Origin of the sequence: Paraburkholderia sp. BR10923 (assembly GCF_040948765.1) — a bacterium.
Lineage (GTDB): Bacteria > Pseudomonadota > Gammaproteobacteria > Burkholderiales > Burkholderiaceae > Paraburkholderia > Paraburkholderia youngii.
In genome coordinates this window covers 164,264-189,660 of record NZ_JBFPKO010000001.1, presented here as the reverse complement: position 1 = coordinate 189,660, position 25,397 = coordinate 164,264, and the positions used below count along the sequence as shown (strand labels likewise).

The 25,397-nt window shown below is 66.2% G+C and carries 19 protein-coding genes and 1 pseudogene; 9 read left to right on the top strand and 11 right to left on the bottom strand.

The features are described 5' to 3' along the window. Positions 1 to 221 precede the first annotated feature (221 nt). From AB3X94_RS00895 to iolB, 7 genes are all read left to right on the top strand, one after another. A complete protein-coding gene (locus AB3X94_RS00895) occupies positions 222 to 1,268 on the top strand; it encodes a sugar ABC transporter substrate-binding protein (RefSeq protein ID WP_026228647.1) in 1,047 nt (348 codons plus the stop codon). A gap of 224 nt (positions 1,269 to 1,492) precedes the next feature. Beyond that, entirely contained in the window at positions 1,493 to 2,683 is a 1,191-nt protein-coding gene (locus AB3X94_RS00890) for an ABC transporter permease (RefSeq protein WP_368595283.1), read from the top strand. Between the two features lie 13 nt (positions 2,684 to 2,696). Beyond that, positions 2,697 to 3,503, top strand: a complete 807-nt coding sequence (locus AB3X94_RS00885) for an ATP-binding cassette domain-containing protein (RefSeq protein ID WP_176108003.1) — start codon at positions 2,697 to 2,699, stop codon at positions 3,501 to 3,503. 86 nt (positions 3,504 to 3,589) lie between these two features. Continuing rightward, complete coding sequence (gene iolC, locus AB3X94_RS00880) at positions 3,590 to 5,614, top strand: 5-dehydro-2-deoxygluconokinase (RefSeq protein ID WP_368610576.1); 2,025 nt, start codon at positions 3,590 to 3,592, stop codon at positions 5,612 to 5,614. Continuing rightward, positions 5,611 to 7,584: a 3D-(3,5/4)-trihydroxycyclohexane-1,2-dione acylhydrolase (decyclizing) gene (gene iolD, locus AB3X94_RS00875; RefSeq protein ID WP_368610575.1), complete on the top strand. Its 1,974-nt coding sequence runs from the start codon at positions 5,611 to 5,613 to the stop codon at positions 7,582 to 7,584. The genes iolC and iolD overlap by 4 nt, the downstream gene beginning before the upstream one ends. A gap of 19 nt (positions 7,585 to 7,603) precedes the next feature. Next, on the top strand, positions 7,604 to 8,512 hold the full coding sequence (gene iolE, locus AB3X94_RS00870; protein WP_176107998.1) for a myo-inosose-2 dehydratase: 909 nt from the start codon (positions 7,604 to 7,606) through the stop codon (positions 8,510 to 8,512). After that, positions 8,509 to 9,309 (top strand): 5-deoxy-glucuronate isomerase, encoded by an 801-nt coding sequence (gene iolB / locus AB3X94_RS00865; RefSeq protein ID WP_176107996.1) that lies wholly within the window; start codon positions 8,509 to 8,511, stop codon positions 9,307 to 9,309. The genes iolE and iolB overlap by 4 nt, the downstream gene beginning before the upstream one ends. Before the next feature lie 58 nt (positions 9,310 to 9,367). Here iolB and AB3X94_RS00860 read toward each other — a convergent pair. Beyond that, a pseudogene (locus AB3X94_RS00860) lies at positions 9,368 to 9,679 on the bottom strand (NAD(P)-dependent oxidoreductase); the annotation flags it as partial. A gap of 536 nt (positions 9,680 to 10,215) precedes the next feature. Here AB3X94_RS00860 and AB3X94_RS00855 point away from each other — a divergent pair. Continuing rightward, entirely contained in the window at positions 10,216 to 12,765 is a 2,550-nt protein-coding gene (locus AB3X94_RS00855; protein WP_368610574.1) for a YadA-like family protein, read from the top strand. 177 nt (positions 12,766 to 12,942) lie between these two features. On the opposite strand, the gene AB3X94_RS00850 is transcribed toward AB3X94_RS00855, so the two are convergent. The 9 genes from AB3X94_RS00850 to AB3X94_RS00810 all read right to left on the bottom strand — a co-directional run bounded on the left by AB3X94_RS00850 (position 12,943) and on the right by AB3X94_RS00810 (position 21,582). Further along, positions 12,943 to 13,668: an ABC transporter ATP-binding protein gene (locus tag AB3X94_RS00850; protein WP_368610573.1), complete on the bottom strand. Its 726-nt coding sequence runs from the start codon at positions 13,666 to 13,668 to the stop codon at positions 12,943 to 12,945. Then, positions 13,665 to 14,465 (bottom strand): ABC transporter ATP-binding protein, encoded by an 801-nt coding sequence (locus AB3X94_RS00845; protein WP_368610572.1) that lies wholly within the window; start codon positions 14,463 to 14,465, stop codon positions 13,665 to 13,667. Before AB3X94_RS00845 ends, AB3X94_RS00850 begins: the two co-directional genes overlap by 4 nt. Then, complete coding sequence (locus AB3X94_RS00840; protein WP_368610778.1) at positions 14,462 to 15,748, bottom strand: branched-chain amino acid ABC transporter permease; 1,287 nt, start codon at positions 15,746 to 15,748, stop codon at positions 14,462 to 14,464. The genes AB3X94_RS00845 and AB3X94_RS00840 overlap by 4 nt, the downstream gene beginning before the upstream one ends. Positions 15,749 to 15,770: 22 nt before the next feature. Continuing rightward, positions 15,771 to 16,709 carry a branched-chain amino acid ABC transporter permease gene (locus AB3X94_RS00835; protein WP_368610571.1) on the bottom strand — a complete coding sequence of 313 codons (939 nt, stop codon included), beginning with the start codon at positions 16,707 to 16,709 and terminating at the stop codon, positions 15,771 to 15,773. A 4-nt stretch (positions 16,710 to 16,713) separates the two neighbouring features. Beyond that, the gene (locus AB3X94_RS00830) at positions 16,714 to 17,163 is read right to left on the bottom strand and encodes a thioesterase family protein (protein WP_176107987.1); all 450 of its coding nucleotides are present in this window, start codon (positions 17,161 to 17,163) and stop codon (positions 16,714 to 16,716) included. 40 nt (positions 17,164 to 17,203) lie between these two features. Next, entirely contained in the window at positions 17,204 to 18,352 is a 1,149-nt protein-coding gene (locus AB3X94_RS00825; protein ID WP_176107986.1) for an iron-containing alcohol dehydrogenase, read from the bottom strand. 153 nt (positions 18,353 to 18,505) lie between these two features. After that, on the bottom strand, positions 18,506 to 19,036 hold the full coding sequence (locus AB3X94_RS00820) for an NUDIX domain-containing protein (RefSeq protein ID WP_176107984.1): 531 nt from the start codon (positions 19,034 to 19,036) through the stop codon (positions 18,506 to 18,508). A 126-nt stretch (positions 19,037 to 19,162) separates the two neighbouring features. Further along, positions 19,163 to 20,194 carry a low specificity L-threonine aldolase gene (locus AB3X94_RS00815; RefSeq protein WP_368610570.1) on the bottom strand — a complete coding sequence of 344 codons (1,032 nt, stop codon included), beginning with the start codon at positions 20,192 to 20,194 and terminating at the stop codon, positions 19,163 to 19,165. 86 nt (positions 20,195 to 20,280) lie between these two features. After that, entirely contained in the window at positions 20,281 to 21,582 is a 1,302-nt protein-coding gene (locus tag AB3X94_RS00810; protein ID WP_368610569.1) for a YbfB/YjiJ family MFS transporter, read from the bottom strand. A gap of 101 nt (positions 21,583 to 21,683) precedes the next feature. Between AB3X94_RS00810 and AB3X94_RS00805 the strand changes: the two genes are divergently transcribed. Further along, a complete protein-coding gene (locus AB3X94_RS00805) occupies positions 21,684 to 22,604 on the top strand; it encodes a LysR family transcriptional regulator (protein WP_176107979.1) in 921 nt (306 codons plus the stop codon). 160 nt (positions 22,605 to 22,764) lie between these two features. Here AB3X94_RS00805 and alaS read toward each other — a convergent pair whose 3' ends face one another. Next, the gene (alaS, locus tag AB3X94_RS00800) at positions 22,765 to 25,389 is read right to left on the bottom strand and encodes an alanine--tRNA ligase (protein ID WP_176107977.1); all 2,625 of its coding nucleotides are present in this window, start codon (positions 25,387 to 25,389) and stop codon (positions 22,765 to 22,767) included. Positions 25,390 to 25,397: the final 8 nt, after the last annotated feature.

Here is a 25,397-nt window from a genome sequence, read left to right as displayed (position 1 = left end):
CATGCATCCGACGTTGCCGAGTATAGGCGGCCGCCCCGTCAAATGGAACGTATTTTCCATTTTTATTTGTCATGAAATTTTCTTTGCAAGGCCTCGGAAGATGACCTACTCTTGGTCGTGAGCGATGGCGCTTCGACCTCGTTGTGTGGGTCATCGGAATGGCAAGCCACCCGCCAGGCGCTCCCTCAATAACGAACGACAGACCGAGAAAGGTGGAGACAATGAGACTTTGCAGAGGCAAGGCAACGCTCAGGATTCTGGTGACGGCGTTGACGTTGGCGACGGGATTCGGCGCGGCCTCGGCCGCCCGCGCGGCGGACGCTCACTTCGTGCTGATCAGCCACGCGCCGGATTCGGACTCGTGGTGGAACACGATCAAGAACGCGATCAAGCAGGCCGACGAAGACTTCAACGTTCAGACCGACTACCGCAACCCGCCGAACGGCGACATCGCCGACATGGCGCGTCTCGTCGAACAGGCGGCCGCGCGCAATTACGACGGCGTGATCGTATCGATCGCCGATTTCGACGTGCTGAAAAGTTCGATCGGGAAGGTCACCGAGAAACACATTCCGCTCGTCACGATCAATTCGGGCACCGAGGAGCAAAGCGCGAAGCTCGGCGCGATCATGCACGTCGGCCAGCCCGAGTTCGCGGCCGGCAAAGCCGCCGGCGAAAAGGCCAAAGCCGCCGGCATCAAGTCGTTCCTGTGCGTGAACCACTACGCGACGAACCCGGCCTCGTTCGAACGCTGCCGCGGTTTCGCCGAAGCGATCGGTGCCAACTTCAAGACCTCGACGCTCGACGTGGGCCAGGACCCGACCGGCGTGCAGTCGAAAGTCAGCGCGTTCCTGCGCAATCATCCGGATACCCAGGCGGTGCTGACGCTCGGTCCGCTATCGGCCGACCCGACCTTGAAGGCGCTGCAGCAGATGGGCGTCGCCGGCAAGATCTGGTTCGCGACCTTCGACTTCGATAGCGACATCGCAAAGGGCATCCAGGACGGCACGATCCAGTTCGCGATCGACCAGCAACCGTACTTGCAGGGCTATATCCCGGTCGCCGTGCTGGCGATCGCGAAGAAGAACAACACCACCGATCCCGTGAAGATCCGCGAGGTCCTGCAGGCGAATCCGAAATTCAAGGAGCGTCTCGCAACCTATGGGCTCGCACCGTCGTACGGGCCGCGCAATATCGGCTCGGGTCCGGGCTTCATCACCAAAGAAAATGTCGACAAGGTGCTGAAGTACGCGGGTCAGTACCGCTGAACGCGCGAGCACGCATCGCATCGCGCGATCAAACCGCCGCGCCGGCGGCTAGGTTGAAAAAGCAGTGACCGGCGGGACGCATTGCGTCTTGCCGGCACTCGCCCGCTCAGCGGATATGCCGCCCAGCGGTTATTCCGCCCAGCGGTTACGCCGCCCGGCGGATTCGCAAACGCCCACGGCATTGCGCCGACTCGCCGGTCGCGGGCGTATCAAGGAGAGCTTCAATGGGTGTCGCCGACCTGTTTCATCCCCATCACCGCAAGCAACCGCCGTCCGATCCGCAGGACCCGCCACAGTCTGGCGCGACGACCGCCTCGCAAGCCACTGCCGTCGACGAACGTGTGCGCGAGGAATCCTGGTTCCGCCATCTGCTCGGCCGACCGGAATTCGCGGCGCTCGCCGGCACCGTGATGGTGTTCATCGTGTTCGGCCTGGCCGCCGGCAACTCGGGGATGTTCAACCTCGACGGCGTGATGAACTGGTCGCAGGTCGCCGCCTATCTCGGTCTGATCTCGGTCGGCGCATGCCTGCTGATGATCGCCGGCGAGTTCGATCTGTCGATCGGCTCGATGATCGGTTTTGCCGGCATGATGGTCGCGTTGCCGACCATGTACTTCCACTGGCCGATCTGGCTCGCGATCGTGTTCGCGTTCGTCGGCTCGATGTTGCTCGGCGCGCTCAACGGCTATCTGGTGATGCGTACGCGCCTGCCGTCGTTCATCGTCACGCTCGCGTTCCTGTTCATTCTGCGCGGTCTGACGCTCGCGCTGTCGGTGATGTTCGCCGATCGCACGATCATCTCCGGTGTCGGCGACGTCGCGCGTCAGGACTGGTTCGCGCACACGTTCTTCCAGGGCGTCGCGTTCCGAGGTCTGTTCGTATGGCTTGGCCACCTCGGTCTCGTGAAGATGCTCGACAACGGCGCGCCGCTCGTGCCGGGCATTCCCAAGGTGCTGCTGTGGTGGTTCGTGCTTGCCGTGGTCTGCGCGTTCACGCTCGCTAAAACGCGCTTCGGCAACTGGATTTTCGCGGTCGGCGGCGATGCCAACGCGGCCAAGAACGTCGGCGTGCCGGTGCGTCGCGTGAAGATCTCGCTGTTCGTACTGACCGCGTTCTGCTCGGCCCTGTATGCGGTGCTGCAGGTGTGCGATATCGGTTCGGCCGCGGCGGACCGTGGTTTGCAGGCGGAGTTCGAGGCGATCATCGCCGCGGTGATCGGCGGCACGCTGCTGACGGGCGGCTACGGCTCGGTGGTCGGCGCCTGCTTCGGCGCGCTGATCTTCGGCGTCGTGCAGATCGGCATCACCTATACCAACGTCGATTCCGACTGGTTCCGCGTGTTCCTCGGCGTGATGCTGCTGTTCGCCGTGCTGTTCAACCACTACGTGCGCGGCCGCGTCGCGGCATCGCGCTAGACGGAGGTTCACGATGAGCACCCCCGAACAGAACCCGGACGACATCATCCTGTCGCTCGAAAACGTCAGCCGTTATTTCGGCAACATCATCGCGCTGAACGACATCACGCTGCGGCTCAAACGCGGTGAAGTGCATTGCCTGCTCGGCGACAACGGCGCCGGCAAATCGACGCTGATCAAGACGCTCGCGGGCGTGTATCAGCCGAGCAAAGGCACCTACCGGGTGGACGGCAAACCGGTGCATTTCACGTCGCCGAAAGACGCGCTCGATCTCGGCATCGCAACCGTCTATCAGGATCTCGCGCTGGTGCCGCTGCTGTCGGTCGCGCGCAATTTCTTCATGGGCCGCGAACCGCAGAAAAAGCTGTTCGGCTTTCTGAACGTGATGGACCTCGAAACCTGCGCCACCACCGCGCGCGACAAGCTCGCCGAAATGGGCATCAACGTGCGCGACCCACATCAGCCGATCGGCACGATGTCGGGCGGCGAGCGTCAATGCCTGGCCATCGCGCGTGCGATTCACTTCGGCGCGCGCGTGCTGATTCTCGACGAACCGACGGCCGCGCTCGGCGTCAAGCAGAGCTTCAACGTGCTGAAGCTGATCCATAAGGCGCGCGCCAAAGGCATCTCGGTGATCTTCATCACCCACAACGTGCATCACGCGTACCCGATCGGCGATTCGTTCACGCTGCTCAATCGCGGCCGCTCGCTCGGCACGTTCACCAAACAGACGATCAGCAAGGACGAAGTGCTCGACATGATGGCCGGCGGCGCCGAGATGCAGAAGATGATCGGCGAACTCGAAGGCGCGACGATCTGACCGATTCGCGCGGTGCGACCGGCCTCGACGGGTTTCGCCAGGCCGGCTACCGCGCACTCACCGCGCACTGTTACTCAGGACTATTCATGGCTCACTCCAGCACCTCCAGCGCTAACGCAGCGGGCAGCCGGTTCGCGCCGGGGCGCGCCCGCGACATCGTGTGCCTCGGCCGGCTGGCCGTCGATCTGTACGCGCAGCAGGTCGGCGCGCGGCTCGAAGACGTGTCGAGCTTCGCGAAGTATCTCGGCGGCTCGTCGGCGAACATCGCGTTCGGCTGCGCGCGGCTCGGGCTTGACGCAGCCATGCTGGCGCGCGTCGGCAACGATCACATGGGACGCTTCCTGACCGAAACGCTCGCGAAGGAAGGCTGCGACGTGAGCCACGTGCGCATCGATCACGAACGGCTGACCGCGCTCGTGCTGCTCGGCCTGAAGGACCGCGACACGTTCCCGCTGATCTTCTACCGCGAGAACTGCGCGGACATGGCGGTCGACGAGGCCGATTTCGACGAGGCGTTCATTGCGTCGTCGAAAGCGCTGCTGATCACCGGCACGCACTTTTCCACCGCACAGGTCGATCGCACGAGCCGCCGCGCGCTCGAATACGCGCGCCGCAACGACGTGCGCACCGTGCTCGACATCGACTACCGCCCGGTGCTGTGGGGGCTCACGGGCAAGGCCGACGGCGAGACGCGTTTCGTCGCGAGCGAAGGCGTCAGCGCGCATTTGCAGCGGATTCTGCCGCTGTTCGATCTGGTGATCGGCACCGAGGAAGAGTTTCGCATCGCCGGCGGCAAGACCGACCTGCGCGATGCGCTCGCGATCGTGCGCGCCGTGACGCCGGCCACGCTGGTGCTGAAGCGCGGGCCGCTCGGCTGTCAGATCATCGACGGCGAGGTGCCTGCATCGCTCGACGCTGCGCCGATTCATGGCGGCGTCGAAGTCGAAGTGCTGAACGTGCTCGGCGCAGGCGACGCATTCGCTTCCGGCTTCCTCTCAGGCTGGCTGCGCGATCAGCCGCTCGAGGCCTGCGCGCGCGCCGCGAATGCGAGCGGCGCGCTGGTCGTATCACGCCACGGCTGCGCCCCCGCGATGCCGACCCCGGCCGAGCTCGACTACTTCCTGCGCGAAGCGAAGGCCGATCCGCAGCGCATGCGCCGGCCCGATCGCGATGCGAAGCTCGCCAGACTGCATCGCGTTTCGCCGGCGCGTAAAGCGTGGCGCGAAGTGCTCGGCTTCGCATTCGATCATCGCAACCCGTTCTTCGAACTCGCGCAGCAGACCGGCGCCGACGAAGTGCGGATTGCCTCGTTGAAGGGCTTGTTCGTCGAAGCGGTCGCGCAGACCGAGCGCGCATTGAACCTGCAGGGACGCATCGGCGTATTGATCGACGACCGCTATGGTCAGGACGCGCTGAATGCCGCAACCGGCCGCGGCTGGTGGATCGGCCGTCCGGTCGAGTTGCCCGGCTCCGTGCCGCTGGTGTTCGATCATGGCCGCTCGATCGGCACCACGCTGGTCGCGTGGCCGCAGGAGCACATCGTCAAATGCCTCGTGCAGTTTCATCCCGATGAGCCGATCGAGCAGCGGCTCGAACAGGAGGCGCAACTGCGCGCGCTGTATGACGCGACCCAGGCCAGCGGCCACGAACTGCTGCTCGAAGTGATTCCGCCGAAGCATGCGTCGCTGCCGCAGGGGCCGGACATCGTGTATCGCGCGTTGAAGCGCCTGTACAACCTCGGCATCTACCCCGAGTGGTGGAAGCTCGAACCGATGAACGCCGCGCAATGGCAGGCCATCGATGCGCTGATCGCCGAGCGCGATCCGTATTGCCGCGGCGTCGTGCTGCTCGGCTTGTCGGCGGCGGTCGAGCAGTTGAGCGAAGGCTTTCGTGCGGCCGCACAAGCGGCGACGTGCCGCGGCTTCACGGTCGGCCGCACGATCTTTCACGAACCGAGCCATGCGTGGCTCGCCGGCGAAATCGGCGATGACGAACTGATCGCGCGCGTGCGCCACACGTTCGAAACGCTGATCGCCGCGTGGCGCAGCGCGCGCGGCGAACCGACGGCGCATGGCACACCTCATCACGCTCATCAGGAGCAGGCCGCATGAACGAGCGCATCATGCATGACGACACTCCATCCACCAGCGGCGCGCCGCAAGCGCCCGTCCGCACCGGCGGCACGATTCGCCTGACGATGGCACAGGCGCTGGTGCGCTATCTGGCCGCGCAACGCGTCGCCAGCGAAGACGGCACCAGCGTCGAACCGCTGTTCGGCGGCGTGTTCGCGATCTTCGGCCACGGCAACGTCGCGGGCATCGGCGAGGCGCTGTATCAGCATCGCGACGCGCTGCCCACGTTCCGGGCGCACAACGAGCAGGCGATGGCGCACAGTGCGATCGCTTATGCGAAGGCGCACTTTCGCCGCCGCATGATGGCCGTGACGACGTCGATCGGCCCCGGTGCGACCAATCTGCTGACCGCGGCCGCGCTCGCGCACGTGAACCGTCTGCCGGTGCTGCTGCTGCCCGGCGACATCTTCGTGTCGCGTGCGCCCGATCCGGTACTGCAGCAACTCGAGGATTTCAACGACGGCGGCGTATCCGCGAACGACGCGTTCAAGCCGCTATCGCGCTACTTCGATCGCATCGTGCAGCCCGCGCAATTGCTGAGCGCGCTGCCGCGCGCGATCCGCGTGCTGACCGATGCCGCGTTATGCGGCCCCGTCACGCTAGCGTTGCCGCAGGACGTGCAGGCGCAGGCATGGGACTTTCCGGAGGACTTTTTCACGCCGCGCGTCGTGCGTATTCATGCACCCGCGCCGCGTAGCGACGATCTCGACGCCGCGTGCGCGCGCTTGCGGCACGCAAAGCGGCCACTGATCGTCGCGGGCGGCGGCGTGCTGTACAGCCGTGCGGCCGATACGCTGCACCGCTTCGCGAGCGCGCATGGCGCGCCCGTCGCGGAAACGCAGGCCGGCAAAAGCTCGCTCGCGTGGAACGATCCGCTGAATGCGGGCGCGCTCGGCGTGACCGGGTCGCCCGCCGCCAATGCGCTCGCGCATGACGCCGACTGCGTGCTCGCGCTCGGCACGCGGCTGCAGGACTTCACGACCGGCTCGAATACGCTGTTCACGCAAGCCGACGTGATCGCGATCAACGCGAATGGCTTCGACGCGCTCAAGCATCGCGGCTTCGTCGTCGAAGCCGATGTGAAGCTCGCGCTCGATGCGCTCGCCGGGCCGCTGCAAGGCTGGCACGCCGAGCGCGCGTGGACCGCGCGCGCGCACAAGCTCGCGGCCAGTTGGCGCGACACCGTGCAAACGCTCACGCATGCACCGCAACGCGACGCGGTGCTGCCCTACGAGGGCGACGTGATCGGCGCGGTGCAGCGTTCGAGCGCGCGCTCGCCGGCGGACGACATCGTCGTCTGCGCGGCCGGCACGCTGCCCGCCGAGCTGCACAAACTGTGGCGCGCGGGCCGGCCCGGCGCGTATCACGTCGAATATGGCTACTCGTGCATGGGCTATGAGATCGCGGGCGGCCTCGGGGTGAAGCTGGCGCGGCCCGAGCGCGAGGTGATCGTGATTCTCGGCGACGGCAGCTATCTGATGATGAACAGCGAGATCGCGAGCTCGGTGATGCTCGGCAAGAAGCTAATCGTCGTCGTGCTCGACAATCGCGGCTTCGGCTGCATCAACCGGCTGCAACAGGCTTGCGGCGGCGCACCGTTCAACAATCTGCTCGACGATTGCGCGCACGGCCCGGAAGGCGTGCCGCGCGTCGACTTCGCTGCGCATGCGCGCGCGCTCGGCGCGCAAGCCGAACATGCGCGCAATCTCGCCGAACTCGAAGCGGCGCTGCAACGCGCACGGGCGGCCAAGGGCACGTACGTGATCAGCATCGACACCGACCCGGCTCGCACCACCGAAGACGGCGGCTGGTGGTGGGAAGTCGCGGTGCCCGAAGTATCGACACGCACCGAAGTGCGCGACGCCCGCGCGAAGTACGACGCGCAACTCGCGGCGCGCGCGGCGCCATCCGCACCGCCTTCGCCGCCACAGGGCGCCGATCAAGACTGAGAACCATGGGGACTTCGGCATGACTGCTTTCGACGTACGCATCGGCATCAATCCGCTATCGTGGATGAACGACGACCTGCCGTCGCTCGGCGGCGAGACGCCGCTCGAAGTCGCGCTGACCGAGGGTCGCCAGATCGGCTATCAGGGCTTCGAGCTCGGCAACAAGTTTCCCCGCGAGCCGCAAGCGCTGAAAACGCTGCTCGCGCAATACGACCTCGCGCTCGTGTCCGGCTGGTACTCGGGACAATTGGCCAAACGCGGCGTCGCGGAAGAAATCGACGCGGTCGGCCCGCATCTGGAATTGCTCGCGCAAAACGGCGCGACCGTGATGGTGTATGGCGAAGTCGCCGATTCGATCCAGGGCGCGCCGCGCCCGCTGTATCAACGGCCGCGCTTTTTCAGCGACGCGCAATGGGCCGATTACGCGGCACGCGTCGATGAATTCGCACGCTATACGCTGAGCCGTGGCGTTCGGCTCGCCTATCATCATCACATGGGCGCGTATGTAGAAACGCCAGCCGACGTCGATCAGTTGATGGCGCGCACCAGCGACGCGGTCGGCCTGCTGTTCGACGCCGGGCACATCACGTTCGCGGGCGGCGATCCGGTGGCCGTGCTCGACAAGCACATCGCGCGCGTTTGTCACGTGCACTGCAAGGACGTGCGCCCCGCCGTGATGAAGCTCGCGCGCAATCGCAACTGGAGTTTTCTCGATGCGGTGATCGCCGGCGCGTTCACGGTGCCCGGCGACGGCGCGGTCAATTTTCCGGCGCTGATCGACCGGCTGAAGCGGCATGGTTATTGCGGCTGGCTCGTCGTCGAGGCGGAGCAGGACCCAGTGGTCGCGCCGTCGTTCGATTATGCGCAGAAGGGGTACGGAACTTTGCGGGCGCTCGTCGATGCGCCGCTCGGCAAGGAGGCAGCATGAGCTTATTGGTAAAGGCAGAGCGCGAAGGCCAGACGATCGCGCGCGTCACGCCGCAGTCGGCCTGCTGGCGCTATGTAGGATTCGCCGCGTACCGGGTCGGCGCGAAAGAGCTCGTGTACGTGTTCGAGCCGGCGCGCGAAACGTGCATCGTCGTGCTGAGCGGCGCGGTCGATATCGAAACGCCGGATACGACGTGGAGTTCGCTCGGTTCGCGCGACAGCGTGTTCGAAGACGCGGCGCCGTACGCGGTGTATCTGCCGCCGAACGTGCGCGCGACGGTGCGCGCGAACCGCGACGCGGAAATTGGTGTCGCGAGCGCGCCGGCCAAGGGCGAGTATCCGGCGCGGCTGATCGAGCCGGCGTCGATGAAGCGCTCGACGCGCGGCAAGTCGCTGAATACGCGCTACGTGTGCGACATTCTTCCGCAGACCGAACCGGCCGAGTCGTTGCTGGTGGTCGAAGTGAGAACGCCGGGCGGTCACGCGTCGAGCTATCCGCCGCACAAGCACGACACCGACAACATTCCGCACGAAAGCTCGCTCGAAGAAACCTATTACCACCGGCTCGATCCGCCGCAAGGCTTCGCATTTCAGCGCGTCTACACCGACTCGCGCGACATCGACGAATCGATGGCCGTCGAGGATCACGACGTCGTGATGGTGCCGCGCGGCTATCACCCGGTCATCGTGCCGTATGGCTACGACTCGTATTATCTGAACGTGATGGCGGGCAGCCAGCGGGTCTGGCATTTCCATAATGATCCGGCACACGAGTGGATCATCAATAAGGATGCTTGACCATTCGTGACTCGACGCGGTCGGCCTCGACGCGGCGGGCCCGTCAGGGCCCTGCCCGTCACACCGCCAGGTTGGCGGGTTCACCGCGCACGAAGCGTTCGATATTGCCCATCAGCTGATCCGCGAGGCTTCGCTGCGCCTCATCCGAAGCCCAGGCCACATGCGGCGTCACGATCACATTCGGCCGCCCGGCGATCCGCATCAATGGATTGTCGGCCGCGGGCGGCTCGCCTGACAGCACGTCGAAGCGTATCCCGCTGATCAGCGCATCATCGAGCGCGCGCACGAGCGGCCCGAGTCCGTCGCGGTCCTTGTGGCCGGCGAACAGCGGCCGCATGCCGAACGCTTTCGCGATCTCGGCCACCCGCTGCCTCTGTCTTGAGAGCCTGCTGCTCGCTCAACGCGATCTGTAAACCGGGACACTCGTCGCACCGTTGGGACTCGATGGGTTGAAGGTAAACGGCTACACGCTGAACCCTGCTCAGATCGCGCGCGGATCTGCCCCAAGCTGTAAAGCTTTCAGGAGTGGCTATTCGGGGGGCTTCGGGCGGGCTGAAGCGTCTGCCGGGATTCTTTGCTCAATCAAACGCAATGCCCCTTTTGGCCGTCGTGCCGACGGAATATCCGACGTCGCGCGCTTCCCCGCATTAACAAGCAGTTCTGTCGACATACCAACCCCTCATCTCAGACTCGGCTTATTTTGTTTCTATCTCAAAAATCTAAACTGAACTCAGTTTCAGAGATTTAGCAGAAGACGCGGAAGACGCTTCAGGTTGATCCGGGCATTGCAGGTTGTTTCTGTTGGCTCAAGCCTGCTAGCACGTTATTGCCCCTGTTTCCATAGCTGATATTAGAAGGCCAGATAAGGGCGACGACAATCTTCGATTACTTCGCAGACCTACCGTTATGTCGAACTCCGATAGGAATCACATCATGAACAAGTCCTACATCAGCATCTGGAATGAAGCGCTCGGATCGTGGGTGGCAGCTTCCGAGAATATGTCGGCGCGCGGTAAGCGAAGCAAGTCACGGACTGTGGCCGGAGCGATCGCCACTGCGGTTGTGCTTGCAGGAGTGTCGGGTACCGCCGCATCAGCCGTGATCGGCACACCGGTTGAGGCGACCAACGGGACCTACACCGGAACGGACACGGATTCCGCGTCTGCCACAGCCCCGGACTCCGTCGCGGTGGGTGCCGGGGCGACTGCATCGGCGCAGGGGACAACAGCGGTCGGCGGGGCTAGCCTTGCGGACGCGCTGAATGCAACTGCGATTGGCATTCAGGCGACCGCGTCCGGGGAGGCTTCGAATGCTATTGGCTGGCACTCGATGGCTTCCGGAAGTGGCAGCAATGCAATCGGCCAATACGCGAACGCCGCTGGCGACTGGAGCATGGCGCTTGGTTACGAAGCGGACGCGACGAATTACATGTCGACAGCCATCGGCACGTTGGCGGCCGCGAATGCGGATAATTCCGTGGCGTTGGGCGCGTACTCGGTCGCCGATCGCGCGGATGTGGTGTCGGTTGGCAACGCAGGGGCCATGCGGCAGATCACGAATGTGGCGGCCGGCACGCAAGACTCGGACGCGGTCGTCGTGTCGCAGCTCAGGAACGTGAGCACGGCGCTCGGTGGCGGTGCAGCGGTCAATGCAGATGGTTCCATCGCGGCGCCTGCCTACAACGTGGGTGGTACGGCGGTCGACAACGTCGGCGATGCGATCATCAACCTCGATGGCCGCACCACGCAGAACACGTCGCAGATCACGAGCCTGTTGAATGGCTCGGCCGGTCTGGTGCAGCAGGATGCGAGCACCCGTGCCATCACGGTGGCGAAGGACATGGACGGCACGGTGATGAACGTGGCGGGCACCGCGGGCAACCGTACGGTGACGGGGGTGGCTGCAGGCGCAGTGCGGGCATCGAGCGCGGACGCGGTGAACGGTGGCCAGCTGTACGGCACGGCGTGGAGCACGGCCAAAGCACTGGGTGGTGGTTCGATCGTGCTTGCGGATGGCTCGATCAGCGCGCCGAAGTTCAGCGTGGGTGGCTCGACGGTGTACAGCGTGGGCGAAGCCGTCACCAACCTCGACGTTCGCACGACGCAGAACACGGAGGACATCGCACAGAACACGACCAGCATCGCGAGCGTGCAGAATCAGTTGTCCGAAGGTACGGTGGGTCTGGTACAGCAGGACGCGAACACGCGCGACATCACGGTAGCGAAGGACATGGACGGCACGGTGGTGAACGTGGCGGGCGCGGCGGGTAACCGCACGGTGACGGGCGTGGCGAATGGCGCAGTGAACGCATCGAGCGTGGATGCGATCAATGGCAGCCAGCTGTACGGCGCGGCATCGAGCACGGCCCGGGCACTGGGCGGCGGCGCGACCGTGAACGCAGACGGTACGCTCAGCGCACCGAGCTACAGCGTAGGGGGCACGACGGTGCACAGCGTGGGCGATGCCGTCACGAACCTCGACGGTCGCACGACGCAGAACACGGAGGACATCACGAAGCTGCAGACTCAGGTGGGCGATGTCGGCACCCAGTTGTCGGCCGCGGTGCAGTACGACCGTCGCGCTGACGGCTCGGTGAACCTCGGTGCCGTGACGCTGGGTGGAGGCCAGAGCACGGGTCCGGTGATCCTGACCAACGTGGCCAACGGCACGAGCCAGTACGACGCGGTGAACTTCGGCCAGTTGTCGGCGTTGCAGGATCAGGTGACGGATCTTAACGGGCAGGTGTGGAATCTGGGCAGCCAGCTGTCCAACGTCCAGCCGGGCAGTTCGAATTCTGATGCCTCGAATGGTTCGTCTTCGGGCGGCGGCAACGACGCGGTGGTCAACGCAGCAGCGCCGGGTACCGGTGCGGGCAGCACGGTGGCTGGAGCGGGCGCGGCAGCCTCGGGCGACAACGCGACGGCAGTCGGCGCCAACGCAGCGGCAAGCGGCGTCAACTCGACGGCGATTGGCACGGGCTCGCAGGCCGCCAATGCGAACTCGGTGGCGTTGGGTCAGGGTTCGGTTACGGACCGCGACAACTCGGTGTCGGTGGGTTCGGCCACGCAGCAGCGTCAGATCACCAACGTTGCAGCGGGTACGGCGGACACGGACGCGGTCAATGTCGGTCAGATGAACAGCTCGGTTGCGCAGGGCGTGCAGCAGGCCAACAACTACACCGATCAGCGTATCAACGCCACCAACCAGGCAATCAACGACGTCGCGAAGAACGCTTATGCAGGCATCGCAGCGGCAATGGCAATGCCGAACATGACGCCGTCGGGTCCGGGCAAAACGATCGTCGCGGCGGGAGGCGCGACTTATAAGGGTGGTAGCGCAGCAGCGGTAGGCGCCACGTATCGCTCGAGAAATAATAAGTGGCTCGTCAACGCTGCGATGTCGGTCACTTCAGCTGGCGATGCGGGTGTACGTGCGCAGGTTGGCTACGAGTTCTGATAGCCATGTAACGCAAAAAGCAGCAGACCGGTCAGTCGAATAGTTGTTGAGCGAGTGTGTGGAAGGAGTCTTGCCGTTCCTGGCAAGACTCCTTTTTTATTTGGTGCGCCCAACATGGGCGCATTCCTGCGGATGCAAGTTCCGCCATCAGCTAGTCCGCGCTCGAAAAGTCCCGCATCAGCCCACTCCGAGCCACTCCCGCATCACATCGTCACGCGACAAAAACGACGCAAGCGCGCCGTCGAACACAATCTCGCCATGCCCCATCACCGCGACTCGGCTCGCGATGTCCTGCGCGATCACGAGCCGCTGCTCGATCAACAGGATCGCGACACTCCGTTCGCGCAACGCGCGCAGACAATCCGCGACCTGCCGCATCACGAGATTCGCGAGCCCTTCGCCGGGCTCGTCGATCAGCAGCAGATCGGGGTCTCCGAGCAGAGCCCGCGCGAGCGCGAGCATCTGTTGCTCGCCGCCCGACAGCGCGCCGGCACGCGTGCGCTTGCGCTCGGCGAGCACCGGGAACAGCGCATACGCGTCGTCGAGCGTGAAGCGCGGCGCGCGCCCGCGCGCACGCGATGCGGCAACTGGCGCAATGCCGAGCAGCAGGTTTTCATGGACACTCAACGCGGCGAACACATCGCGATGCTCGGCCACGTAGCCGAGCCCGAGCCGCGCGATCTCGAACGTTCGCAGACCCGCGAGCGAGCGCCCCGCGAAGCGCAGTTCGCCCTCGCAGCGCACGAGGCCCATGATCGCGCGTGCGAGCGTCGAGCGGCCCGAGCCGTTGCGGCCGACCAGTGCGACCACTTCGCCGGGCTCGATGCTCAGCGTGGCGCCGTGCAACGCCTCGCTCGCGCCGTACCACGCGTTCAGGTCCCGAATGTCGAGCAGCGCGCTCACCGGCCTGCCCCGTCGTCCGGTTCATCACCGGCCCGAGCGCCTGAGCCGGCATCGAAGCGCTCACCCAGATACGCGGCCCGCACCGCCGCGTCCGCGCGAATCGCGGGCGGCGACCCGCTCGCGATGATGCGCCCCTGCACCAGCACCGAAATCCGATCGGCGATCGCGAACACCGCGTCCATGTCGTGCTCGACCATCAGCAGCGTGCGGCCCGCGGTGGTGTCGCGGATCAGCTCGATCGCACGGGCCGCCTCGGCGCGGTTCATGCCCGCCGTCGGTTCGTCGAGCAGCAGCGTGTGCGCGCCGCCCGCGAGCGCGATGCCGAGGTCGAGCGCGCGCTGCTCCGCGTAGCTGAGCGTGCCGGCCGCGACGTCGCGGCGCGGGCCGAGGCCGACCGCGTCGAGCACCGCGGCAGCGCGCGCATCGATCGCGGCGGCGCCGCTCAGACGCTGCCACCAGCGCGTACGATCGCGCTCGGCAAGCTGCGCCGCGCAGCGCAGGTTGTCGAACACGGACAGCCGCGCGAACACGCTGGTGCTCTGGAAGCTGCGCGCGAGGCCGCGGCGCGCGATCGCGGCCGGCGCGAGCCGCGTGATGTCCGCGCCGAACAGATGGATACGCCCCGCGCTCGGCCGCGCGCCGCCGCCGATCAGGTTGAACAGCGTCGATTTGCCCGCGCCGTTCGGGCCGATCAGCGCGTGCCGCTCGCCGGGTTCGATGGCGAGATCGACGCCGCGCAGGATCGGTGTCGCGCCGAAACGCTTTTCGATGCCGTAGAGCGCGAGTGCGGGGATCATCGTGCCGCTCCGGAGGATCGTGCCGCGCGTGCGTGCGCGGTGACGCGTGCATGCGCGCGCAGCGCATGGCGTGTGGACAACGTAGCCAGGGCAGCGAGCGCAACGAGTGTCAGCGCCAGAGGAAGCGGCGACAGCGTCGGTGCGACGGTGACCTCAGTACCCGCACCGGCGCCGAACAATGCGCTAAACGCCGCGCCCTCGTCCGCCCCGAACTGCGCCGCATAGGCCCACTGCACCGCGATCACGATGGCCGCGAGCCACAGCAGCCCCGCCGCCGCACTCCACAGATAGGCGGCCCGGCAACCTCGCCAGCCATAGGCCGCAATCCGCGCCACCTGCCGCGACGCAAAGCCAGCAAGCCCGTCCGGCGCGGCCATCACGACGACGACAAAGAACAGCCCGAGATAGAACAACCACGCCCGCGTGACACTCGCGACCGCCACGCTGAAAAACGTCAGCACGATCGCTCCCGCGACCGGCCCGAAGAACGCCGCCGTGCCGCCGATCACAGTCGCGATCAGCACGGTGCCCGAGCGCATCATGCCGACGCTCTCGGTCGACACGAGTTCGATATTGATCAGCCCGAGCGTCCCCGCGATGCCCGCGAAAAACGCCGACAGCACGACCACGCGATAGCGAACCCGGCGCGGATAGCAGCCGATCGCCGCCGCGCGCGCCGGGTTGTCGCGCACCGCGTTCGCGAGCCGCATGAACGGCGTGCGCGAGAGCGCAAACATCGCGACACTCGCGACGACGCACCACAGCGCGATCAGCGCATAGGCCGCGCGCGCCGGACCGAAGCTCCAGCCGCCGAGGAGCGGCCCGCTCGCGCGATCGATCGCGACGCCCGCCTCGCCGCCGAACCAGCCCGGCAGCGTCCATGCGGCCGCGACGACGAGCTCGCCGAGACCGAGCGTGATCATCGCGAACGCAGTGCCGGCACGGCGCGTCGCGATTAAGCCGAACAGCACACCGCACAGCGCGCCGCCGATGCCGCCGACCAACGGCAGCAGCACGAGCGGCACGCCGGTCGCGTTGAACACGCGCGCGGCGACCAGCGCGCCGAGCCCCGCATAGGCGGCATGTCCGAACGACAGCAGCCCGGTCTCGCCGAGCAGCAGGTTGTACGACAGCGCGAACACGATCATCGTCGCGCTTTGCGCAAGGTAGGCGAGCAGCCAGCTGTGCGGCCAGATGAAAGGTGGCACGGCCAGAAAGGCGACGAGCCCGAGCCAAGGCGCGAGCGCGCGGCCGGGCCTGCGAGGCGGCACCCCCCCTTCCACCGCATCTGACGACCCACTCCGCTTACGCATGATCGTCACGCCGTCCGAACAGCCCGCGCGGCCTCGTCGCCAGTACCGCGACGAGCAGCAGGTACGGCAGCAGCGGCGCGACTTGCGCGAGCGTCAGCGCGTCCCACGCGGGCGGCAGCACCGCGCCGACGAGCGACACCGCGTCGCCCAACGACAGATCGCTCGCGACCGCCAGCGTCTGCAAGCACCCCACCAGCAGCGACGCGACCAGCGCCCCGCTCAGCGACCCGAGCCCGCCGATCACGACCACGACGAACACGATCGAGCCGAGCGACTCCGCCATCGCCGGCTCGATTACGAACAGCGGCGCGCCGATCACGCCAGCCAGCGCGGCGAGCGCGGTGCCGGCGGCGAACACGCCGGTGAACACGCGCGGCACGTTGTGGCCGAGCGCTTCGACGGCCTGCGCATGCGTGAGCGCCGCGCGCACGATCAAGCCCGTCTTCGACACCCGCAGCATGGCGACGAGCGCCGCGAGCATCGCGAGCGACACCGCCATCATGAACGCGCGATAGCGCGTGAAAACCGCGCCGTACAGCGAGAACAGCGGACCGTCGAGCGCAGCCGGAATCCTCGCCGACAACGGACTGAGTCCCCAGCCGAGCTTGACGAGTTCGCCGAGCAGATACGCGGCGCCGAACGTCAGCAGCAGCTCGGGCAGATGACCGTGCCCGCGCACGCGCCGCAGCAGCCAGCGCTCGAGCGCCGCGCCGAGCAGACCGACGACGAGCGGTGCGACTACCAGCGCGCTCCAGAAGCCGGCGCGTGCCGCCACCGAAAAGCCGACGTACGCGCCGAGCATGTAGAAGCTCGCATGCGCGAAGTTGAGCACGCCGAGCATGCTGAAGATCAGCGTGAGTCCGGCCGACAGCATGAACAGCAACAGCCCGTAGCTCAGGCCGTTGAGCAGAGTGATGATGAACGACTGCACGCGTCTAGTCCGCCGGCCCAGCGACGCACAAAGGTTCGAGCGCCGCGCGCAGTTCTGCGGGCAGGTTCACCGGCCGGCGCGTCGCGCGATCCACGTAGACGTGCACGAAATGCCCCTGCGCGGCGGGCGCGGCGTCGCCGTCGCGGAACAGTCCCACCTCGTAGCGCACGCTCGACGTGCCGAGCCGCGCGACGCGCAAGCCCGCGTCGACGCGATCGGGAAACACGAGCGGCGCGAAGTAGTTGCACTGCGTCTCGACGACGAGCCCGATCGTCGCGCCGTGCTCGAAATCGAGCACGCCCGCGCGGATCAGATACTCGTTCACGACGGTGTCGAAATAGCTGTAGTAGATGACGTTGTTCACGTGGCCGTAGACGTCGTTGTCCATCCAGCGCGTGGTGATCGGCAGGAAGTGCGGATACGCGGCGCGGCCGGCGGGGGCGGGTTTGTTCATCGGACGTGGCGGTTGGTGGATGCGAGGAGGCAGGGCTCGGTCACAAAGACTCGGTCAGCATGCGGCGATAGTCGTCGGCACTCGCCTCGCGCGGATTCGTGCGATGGCAATGATCGAGCAGCGCGCCCTGCACGACCTTGTCGAACATGCTTTCGTCGACGCCCATCTGCCTGAGGCCGGTCGGCAGGCCGAGTCGCGCGGTCATGTCGAACAGCGCCTGCGCGAGATCCGCATGCTCGGGCACCCCCATCACGCGACGCATGCGCGCATAGCGACGCTCGGCCACCACGCTCGGCGCGCGCTCGTTGAAGCGCAGCACCGCGGGCAGTACGACCGCGTTCAGCGTGCCGTGATGCAGCGACGTGCGGCCGTTCACCTTCAAACCGCCCAGCGGATGCGACAGCGAATGCACACAGCCGAGGCCCTTCTGGAACGCCATCGCGCCCTGCATCGACGCGCTCATCATGTTCAGGCGCGCTTCGCGATCGCTGCCGTCCGCGCACGCGCGCTCGATGCTGTGCCACGCGCGTTCGAGACCGTCGAGCGCGATGCCGTCGGCGGGCGGATTGAAGGCCGGCGCGAGGAAAGTCTCGATGCAATGCGCGATCGCGTCCATGCCGGTCGCCGCGGTGAGCCCCGGCGGCAGGCCGAGCGTGAGACCCGGATCGCACAGCGCCGATTTCGGCAGCAGACTCCACGAATGAAACCCGAGCTTGCGGCCGTCGTTCAGGATCACGATCGCGCCGCGCGCGACTTCGCTGCCGGTGCCGGCCGTGGTCGGAATCGCGATCAGCGGCGCGACGGCGTCAGTGATCTTCGCGCTGCCGCCTTCGATCGTCGCGTACTGCGTGAGCGGCCCCGGATGCGTGGCCGCGATCGCGACGCCCTTCGCGAGATCGATCGACGAACCGCCGCCCACCGCGATCAGCCCGTCGCAGCGCTCGTCGCGATACACCTGGGCGGCCGCGAGCACCTTTTCCTCGGTCGGATTCGACGGCGTGTCGTCGAACAGCGGCACATCGCCGAGCTTCAGCGCGTCGAGTGCCTGCCGCGCGATGCCGGCCGCGACGACGCCCTTGTCGCTGATCACCAGAGGCCGCTCGATGCCGATGCGCGCGCACTCGGACGACAGTTGCGACAGTGCGTCGTAGCCCAGATGAATATGGGTCAGGTAGTAGATGTAGGCCATGCCGTTGCTTCTCCCTGAGCGTGCGCTCGTTGACCGCTGATTGACGTGGATGAACGATTCGGTGATGCGTCGATGGCTGTGCTGTGGGCTGTCTCTATGTTCTCTGCGTTGTCTGTGTGCTGGCCAAAGTTGCGGCTCAGTGGGCGCAGCGCTTCACAGCCCCGGACGCTCGACGAATTCGAACGGCAAATTGCGCCGCCGCATCCATTCGCCGAGCGCTTGCCCCGTGCCCGCGCGCCAGGGTCGCAGCTTCGCGGGCTCGACGAGCCGGTATTCGAGCAGTTCGGGCGACAGCGCGATCGTCCCATGCGCCTTCACGTGATACGCGATGATCAGCTCGTTCTTGCGGATGAATTCGTACACGCCGATCAGCTCGACCGACTCCGTATGCAGCGAGGTCTCCTCCATCACTTCGCGCGCGATGCCCTGCTCCGGTGTCTCGCCGTTTTCAAGGAAGCCGGTGATCAGCGCGAACCTGCCCTCGGGCCACGCGGCATTGCGCGCAAGCAGAATCTTGCCCTCGTACTCGACGATCGCGGCGACGACCGGCAGCGGATTGTTCCAATGAACGTAGCCGCACTCGGTGTCGGGACAGATCTGACGGACGCGGCCACCGTCGTGCTCGGGGTCGGTGCGTTCGGTCAGAGGCTTCGCGCAGCGGGGACAGAATCGGTACTCGGTCATGGCGGGGGACGTCTCGTTGTTTCGTGTTTTGTGGCGGGTCGTAGTGGAGTGGCTTTGCGTGTGTGCCGACTGGTGCGTCGAGGCGCCGGTGCTCGCTCAGGTTCCGGCAACATCACGCGTCCGCGATCACGCGACGCACAAGTCGCGCACGTCGGCGGCGAAACGCTCGACCGTTTCGGGCTGCGTGTCCCACGCGCACATCAGCCGGCAACCGCCCGCGCCGATGAACTCGTAGAACTTCCAGCCACGCGCGCGCATCGTCTTCGCGGCATGCGGCGGCAACTGCGCGAACACCGCGTTCGATTCACTCGGAAACATGATGCTCACGCCCGGGATTTCCTGCAACCGCGTCTCCAGCAAACGCGCCATCGCGTTCGCGTGACGCGCATTGCGCAACCACACGTCGTTGTCGAGCAGGCCGAGCCACGGCGCGGAGATGAAGCCCATCTTCGATGCGAGCTGCCCCGCCTGCTTCAGGCGATAAGCGAAATCGTCGGCGAGCGCGCGGTCGAAGAACACCACCGCCTCGCCAACTGGAAGACCGTTCTTGGTGCCACCGAAGCACAGCACGTCGACGCCCGCGCGCCACGTGATTTCCGACGGATGCACGTCGAGCGCGGCGACCGCATTCGCGAAACGCGCGCCGTCCATGTGCACCTTCAGATGACGGCGCTTCGCGATCGCCGCGATCGCGCGCACTTCCTCGACGGTGTAGACGGTGCCGACCTCGGTCGACTGCGTCAGCGTGACGACCTTCGGCTTCGGATAGTGAATATCGGCGCGCCGCGTGACGATGGACTCGATCGCATCGGGCGTGAGCTTGCCGCCGATGCCCGGCGCCGTCAGCAGTTTCGAGCCACCTGAAAAGAACTCAGGACCGCCGCATTCGTCGGTCTCGATGTGTGCCAGGTCGTGGCAGATCACCGAGTGATACGACTGGCACAACGACGCGAGCGCGAGCGAATTGGCCGCCGTGCCGTTGAACACGAAGAAGACTTCGCAATCGGTCTGAAACAGGTCGCGCAGACGGTCGCAGACCTGGTTGGTCCAGGAGTCGTCGCCGTAGGCCGGTTCGTGCCCGCTGTTGTTGGCGGCGATCAGCGCGTCGAGCGCTTCGGGACAGATGCCGGCATAGTTGTCGGACGCGAAATGTTGCATGGTCGAGCGACGCGCCCGGCGACAGGCGCGAGGGAATGACGGAAAGCGGTCATTTTAGTGCGCTCGTGCGAGATTTGTTTTCGGTGCTAGTTGCAACCGCAATCCGGCATGCGACCCCGGCGCGGTCCGCGCGGCACGCGCATCACCGCGATCAGCCCTGCCGCCCCCGCCAGCAACGCGCCCGCGGCGAGCCACAGCGCCAGCGAAAACGATCCGGTGTGGGCGGCAATCGGCGCGGCCACCAACGGACCCGCGATCTGTCCGATGCCGTAGGCCGCCGTCGCATAACCCATCAGCCCGGCCGCGTCGTCGCCGCGCAGCCGCCGCGCCTCGCGCATCGCGAATAGCGTGATCGCGGTAAACGGCAGGCCGATCAGGATGCTGCCGAGCGAAAAACCGCCCGCCGTCGGCCACACGATGCCCAACGCGATGCCGATTGCCTGCAGCACATACGATCCCGCGAGCAGCGTGCGGTTGTCCCAATGCAAGGGCAAACGCGCGGCGAGCAACGCGCCGACGATCAGCGCGGCACCGCACATCGGCCAGAACAGGTCCGGCCATGCCGAGCCCGGCAACGCGTGGCGCGCGATGACCGGCAGAAAGGTCGCGGTGATGATGTAGCCGAAGCCCGGGATGCCGTAGAGCAGCACCAGCCAGAACGCGTCGGCGCGACTCGTCCGAACGCCGGCCGTACGGGGCGGCGGGTTTGCGCCAGCGCGTGATCCGGCGGCGGATTTTGCGGTGGAGGAGTTCGCAACGGCAGGCTTCGCCGCCCCCACGCGCCGCGTCTCCCCGAACACCGGCCACACCAGCACGGTCAGCACCGCGCCGATCAACGCAAAGCCGATCCATCCGACCACCGCGCCATAGCCGCCCGCGACGCTGACCAGCAGGCCGGTCCCGACGATGCCCACGCCCGGCCCGGTGTAGATGACCCCGCTCCACTCATTTGCGCCGAGTTCGGCGAGCCGCCGCAAGCCCCACTGCGACGCGAACACGAAGGTCCACGCGCTGACCGCGCCGGCGACGAAGCGCACCAGCGCCCACACCCAGAACTGGCCGGTGACGCCCATCGCGAGCGTCAGCAGCACGGTCGCGGCGAGTCCGACGCGTACCATGCGCGCGGGCTCGGCCCGCAGCGCCGCGCACGTCATTGCGCCGACGAAATAGCCGGCGTAATTGAACGACGCGAGCCAGCCGCCATGCTGGATATCGAGGTGCGGCTGGCCGAGCGCGGCGCCGTGCAGCATCAGCGGCAACAGCGGCGTAAAAGCAAAGCGCCCGATCCCGAGCGCGACGGCCAGCGCGGCCATGCAGGCGAGCGCCGCGCGCCGGCCCGCGTGCGGTTCGTTGAAGCGCGAGTACGCGTGGGAAACAAGGTCGTTCATGATCGGACGGTCGAGCAGCGATGGAGTGAATCCATATTAGCTTGACCTTTCAATCACCAAAAATGAATAATTAGGATGTCATTCATCGCCGGGAGAGAATCATGGATCTGGCCGCTCTGACCATTTTTCGCGCGGTCGTACGCGAAAACGGCGTGACGCGCGCCGCGGCAAAGCTCAATCGCGTGCAATCGAACGTGACCACGCGCATCAAGCAACTCGAGGAGCAGCTCGGCACCGAGCTGTTCATCCGCGACGGCCGCCGGCTCGTGCTGACGCCGGCCGGCGAGACCCTGCTGCCCTACGCCGAACGGCTGCTCGCGCTCGCCGACGAGGCGCGTCACGCGGTGCGCGAGGATCGCCCGAGCGGGCGTCTGCGCCTCGGCACGATGGAAAGCGTTGCGGCGACGCGTCTGCCGGCCCTGCTCGCGCAATATCACCAGCAATGGCCGGCCGTCGAACTGGAGCTGGAGACCGGCACGACCGGCAGGCTGATCGAGCGCGTGCGCGAATTCGAGGTCGATGCGGCGCTGGTCGCGACGCCGCTCGACCCCGCGACGCTCGGCGATGTGTTCGAGACCGTGCCGATCTTCCGCGAGGAACTCGTGATGCTGACGCCGCGCGGCCATCGGCCGATCCGCGAAGTGCGCGACATCGCGCTATCGACGCTGATCGCGTTCGAGCGCGGCTGCGCTTATCGCGCGTATATCGAGAAGTGGTATCTGGAGCACGGGGTGCGGCCGGAGCGCGTGCTGGAGCTCGGCTCGTATCACGCGATCGTCGCGTGCGTGGCGGCCGGCGCGGGCGTCGCGGTCGCACCGCGCTCGGTGCTCGATCTGCAGCCCGACACGAGCAATATCGCGGTGCACGAGTTGCCCGATATCGGCATCATTGACACGCTGCTGGTGTGGCGACGCGGGCATTTTTCGTCGGCGCTCAATGCGTTGCGGCGCGCGCTGGTCGCGTCGCAGGAAGGGACGGCCGACGGGGATGCGACGGCGCCCGTGGATACGAATGCGGTCTGATCGTTGAATCCGCCGCGCCGGCAAGCCGGTTCGACGCAAGCCGAACGGCTTCGGCAAAAAAGGGGCCACGCAACGCGCCGATCCTGCTGGCGCGCCGCGTGGCCCCTTTGTCGAACCCGGCTCGACTTCACGTCGAGCCGGACTCAACCGACCATCAGATTCAAAGCTGTCCTTCGACCCAGCTCTTGACGCCTGCGAGCGCCGCCGGCAGGTTGGCCGGTTCCGTACCGCCAGCCTGCGCCATATCCGGACGGCCACCGCCCTTGCCGCCCACCTGCTGGGCCACGAAGTTGACCAGTTCGCCCGCCTTGACCTTCCTGCTGGCGTCGGCGGTCACACCGGCGATCAGGCTGACCTTGCCGCCTTCGACCGACGCGAGCACGATCGCCGCGCTCTTCAGCTTGTCCTTGAGCTTGTCGACCGTTTCGCGCAGCGTCTTCACGTCCGCGCCTTCGAGCGTTGCCGCGAGCACATGCACGCCGCCCACTTCGATCGCCTGGCCGGCGAGTTCGTCGCCCTGGCTCGACGCCATCTTCGACTTCAGCGCGCTCAGTTCCTTCTCGAGCGCCTTTACCTGGTCCTGCACCTGGCCGATGCGCTGCGTGAGTTCCGCCGGTTGCGCCTTCAGCACGGCCGCTGCCGCGTTGACGCGCGCTTCGAGCTCCTGCACGTAGCGCACCGCGTTATCACCGGTGATCGCTTCGACGCGACGGATACCGGCCGCGACGCCGCCTTCCATCACGATCTTGAAGAAGCCGATGTCGCCCGAGCGATTCACGTGCGTACCGCCGCACAGCTCACGCGAGAAACCGAGGTCGAGCACGCGCACTTCGTCGCCGTACTTTTCGCCGAACAGTGCCATGGCGCCGCCCTTCACCGCATCGTCGTACGACATCAAACGCACGATACCGGGCGCGTTCGCCAGCACTTCCGCGTTGACGATTTCCTCGACGCGGCGGATCTGTTCGTCCGTCATCGGCGCGTTGTGCGCGAAGTCGAAGCGGGTCTTGTCGGCGTCGACGAGCGAGCCCTTCTGCTGCACGTGCGAACCGAGCACCTCGCGCAGCGCCTTGTGCATCAGGTGCGTGGCCGAGTGGTTGCGCGCCGTGCGAGCGCGGCGCACCGCGTCGATTTCCGCCTTGACGACGTCGCCAACCTTCAGCGTGCCCTGCTCGAGCGTGCCGTGATGGCCGACCACGTCGGCCTGCACCTTCAGCGTATCGGCAACGGCAAAGCGCGTGCTGGCATTCGCGAGCACGCCCTGGTCGCCGACCTGGCCGCCCGACTCCGCGTAGAACGGCGTGTGATCGAGTACGACGACCGCCGGCTGACCGGCTTGCACCTGCTGCACCGACGCGCCGTCCACATACAGCGCGACGACCTTCGCGTCGTCGAAGACGATTTCTTCGTAGCCGTGGAACGTGGTCTTCGCGCCCGAGTATTCGAGGCCCTGGGCCATCTTGAATTTGCCCGCCGCGCGCGCCTGCTCGCGCTGACGCGCCATCGCATCGTCGAATGCGGCTTCGTCGACCGTCACTTCGCGCTCGCGGCACACGTCCGCGGTCAGGTCGAGCGGGAAGCCGTAGGTGTCGTGCAGCTTGAACGCGAGTTCGCCGTCGAGCGTCTTGCCACCCTTGGCGTCGAGATCGGCCAAGGCGGCTTCGAGAATCGACATGCCGTGCTCGATCGTCTCGAAGAAGCGCTCTTCTTCCTGACGCAGCACGTCGGTCACGCGCTGCTCGGCCTGCGCCAGTTCCGGATAGGCTTCGCCCATCTGCGCGACCAAGTCGGCGACGAGGCGATGGAAGAACGAACCCTTCTTGCCGAGCTTGTAGCCGTGGCGGATCGCGCGGCGCACGATGCGGCGCAGCACGTAGCCGCGGCCTTCGTTGCCCGGAATCACGCCGTCGACGATCAGGAACGAGCACGCGCGGATGTGATCGGCGATCACCTTCAGCGAGTTGTTGGTCAGATCGGTCACGCCGGTTTCGCGGCCGGCGGCCTGGATGAGCGCCTGGAACAGGTCGATCTCGTAGTTGCTGTGCACGTGCTGCAGCACTGCGGCGATACGCTCGAGGCCCATGCCGGTGTCCACGCATTGCTTCGGCAGCGGCGTCATGTTGCCCTGCGCGTCGCGGTTGAACTGCATGAACACGAGGTTCCAGATTTCGATGTAGCGGTCGCCGTCTTCCTCGGGCGATCCCGGCGGGCCACCCCACACGTCCGGGCCGTGGTCGTAGAAGATTTCCGAGCACGGGCCGCACGGGCCGGTGTCGGCCATCTGCCAGAAGTTATCCGACGCGTAGCGCGCGCCCTTGTTGTCGCCGATGCGGATGATGCGCTCGACCGGCACGCCCACTTCCTTCGCCCAGATGTCGTGCGCTTCGTCGTCTTCCTGGTAGACGGTGACCCACAGCTTGTCTTTCGGCAGCTTGTAGACTTCGGTCAGCAGTTCCCACGCGTAGTGGATCGCGTCGCGCTTGAAGTAGTCGCCGAACGAGAAGTTGCCGAGCATCTCGAAGAACGTATGGTGACGGGCGGTGTAGCCGACGTTCTCGAGATCGTTGTGCTTGCCGCCGGCGCGCACGCTGCGCTGCGCGGTCGTGGCGCGCGAATACGGACGCGATTCCGCGCCGAGGAACACATCTTTGAACTGCACCATCCCCGAATTGGTGAAGAGCAGCGTCGGGTCGTTGCCGGGCACGAGGCTCGACGAACGGACGATCGTATGGCCCTTCGATTCGAAGAACTTGAGGAATTTCTCGCGGATATCAGCGGCTTTCATAGCGTGCG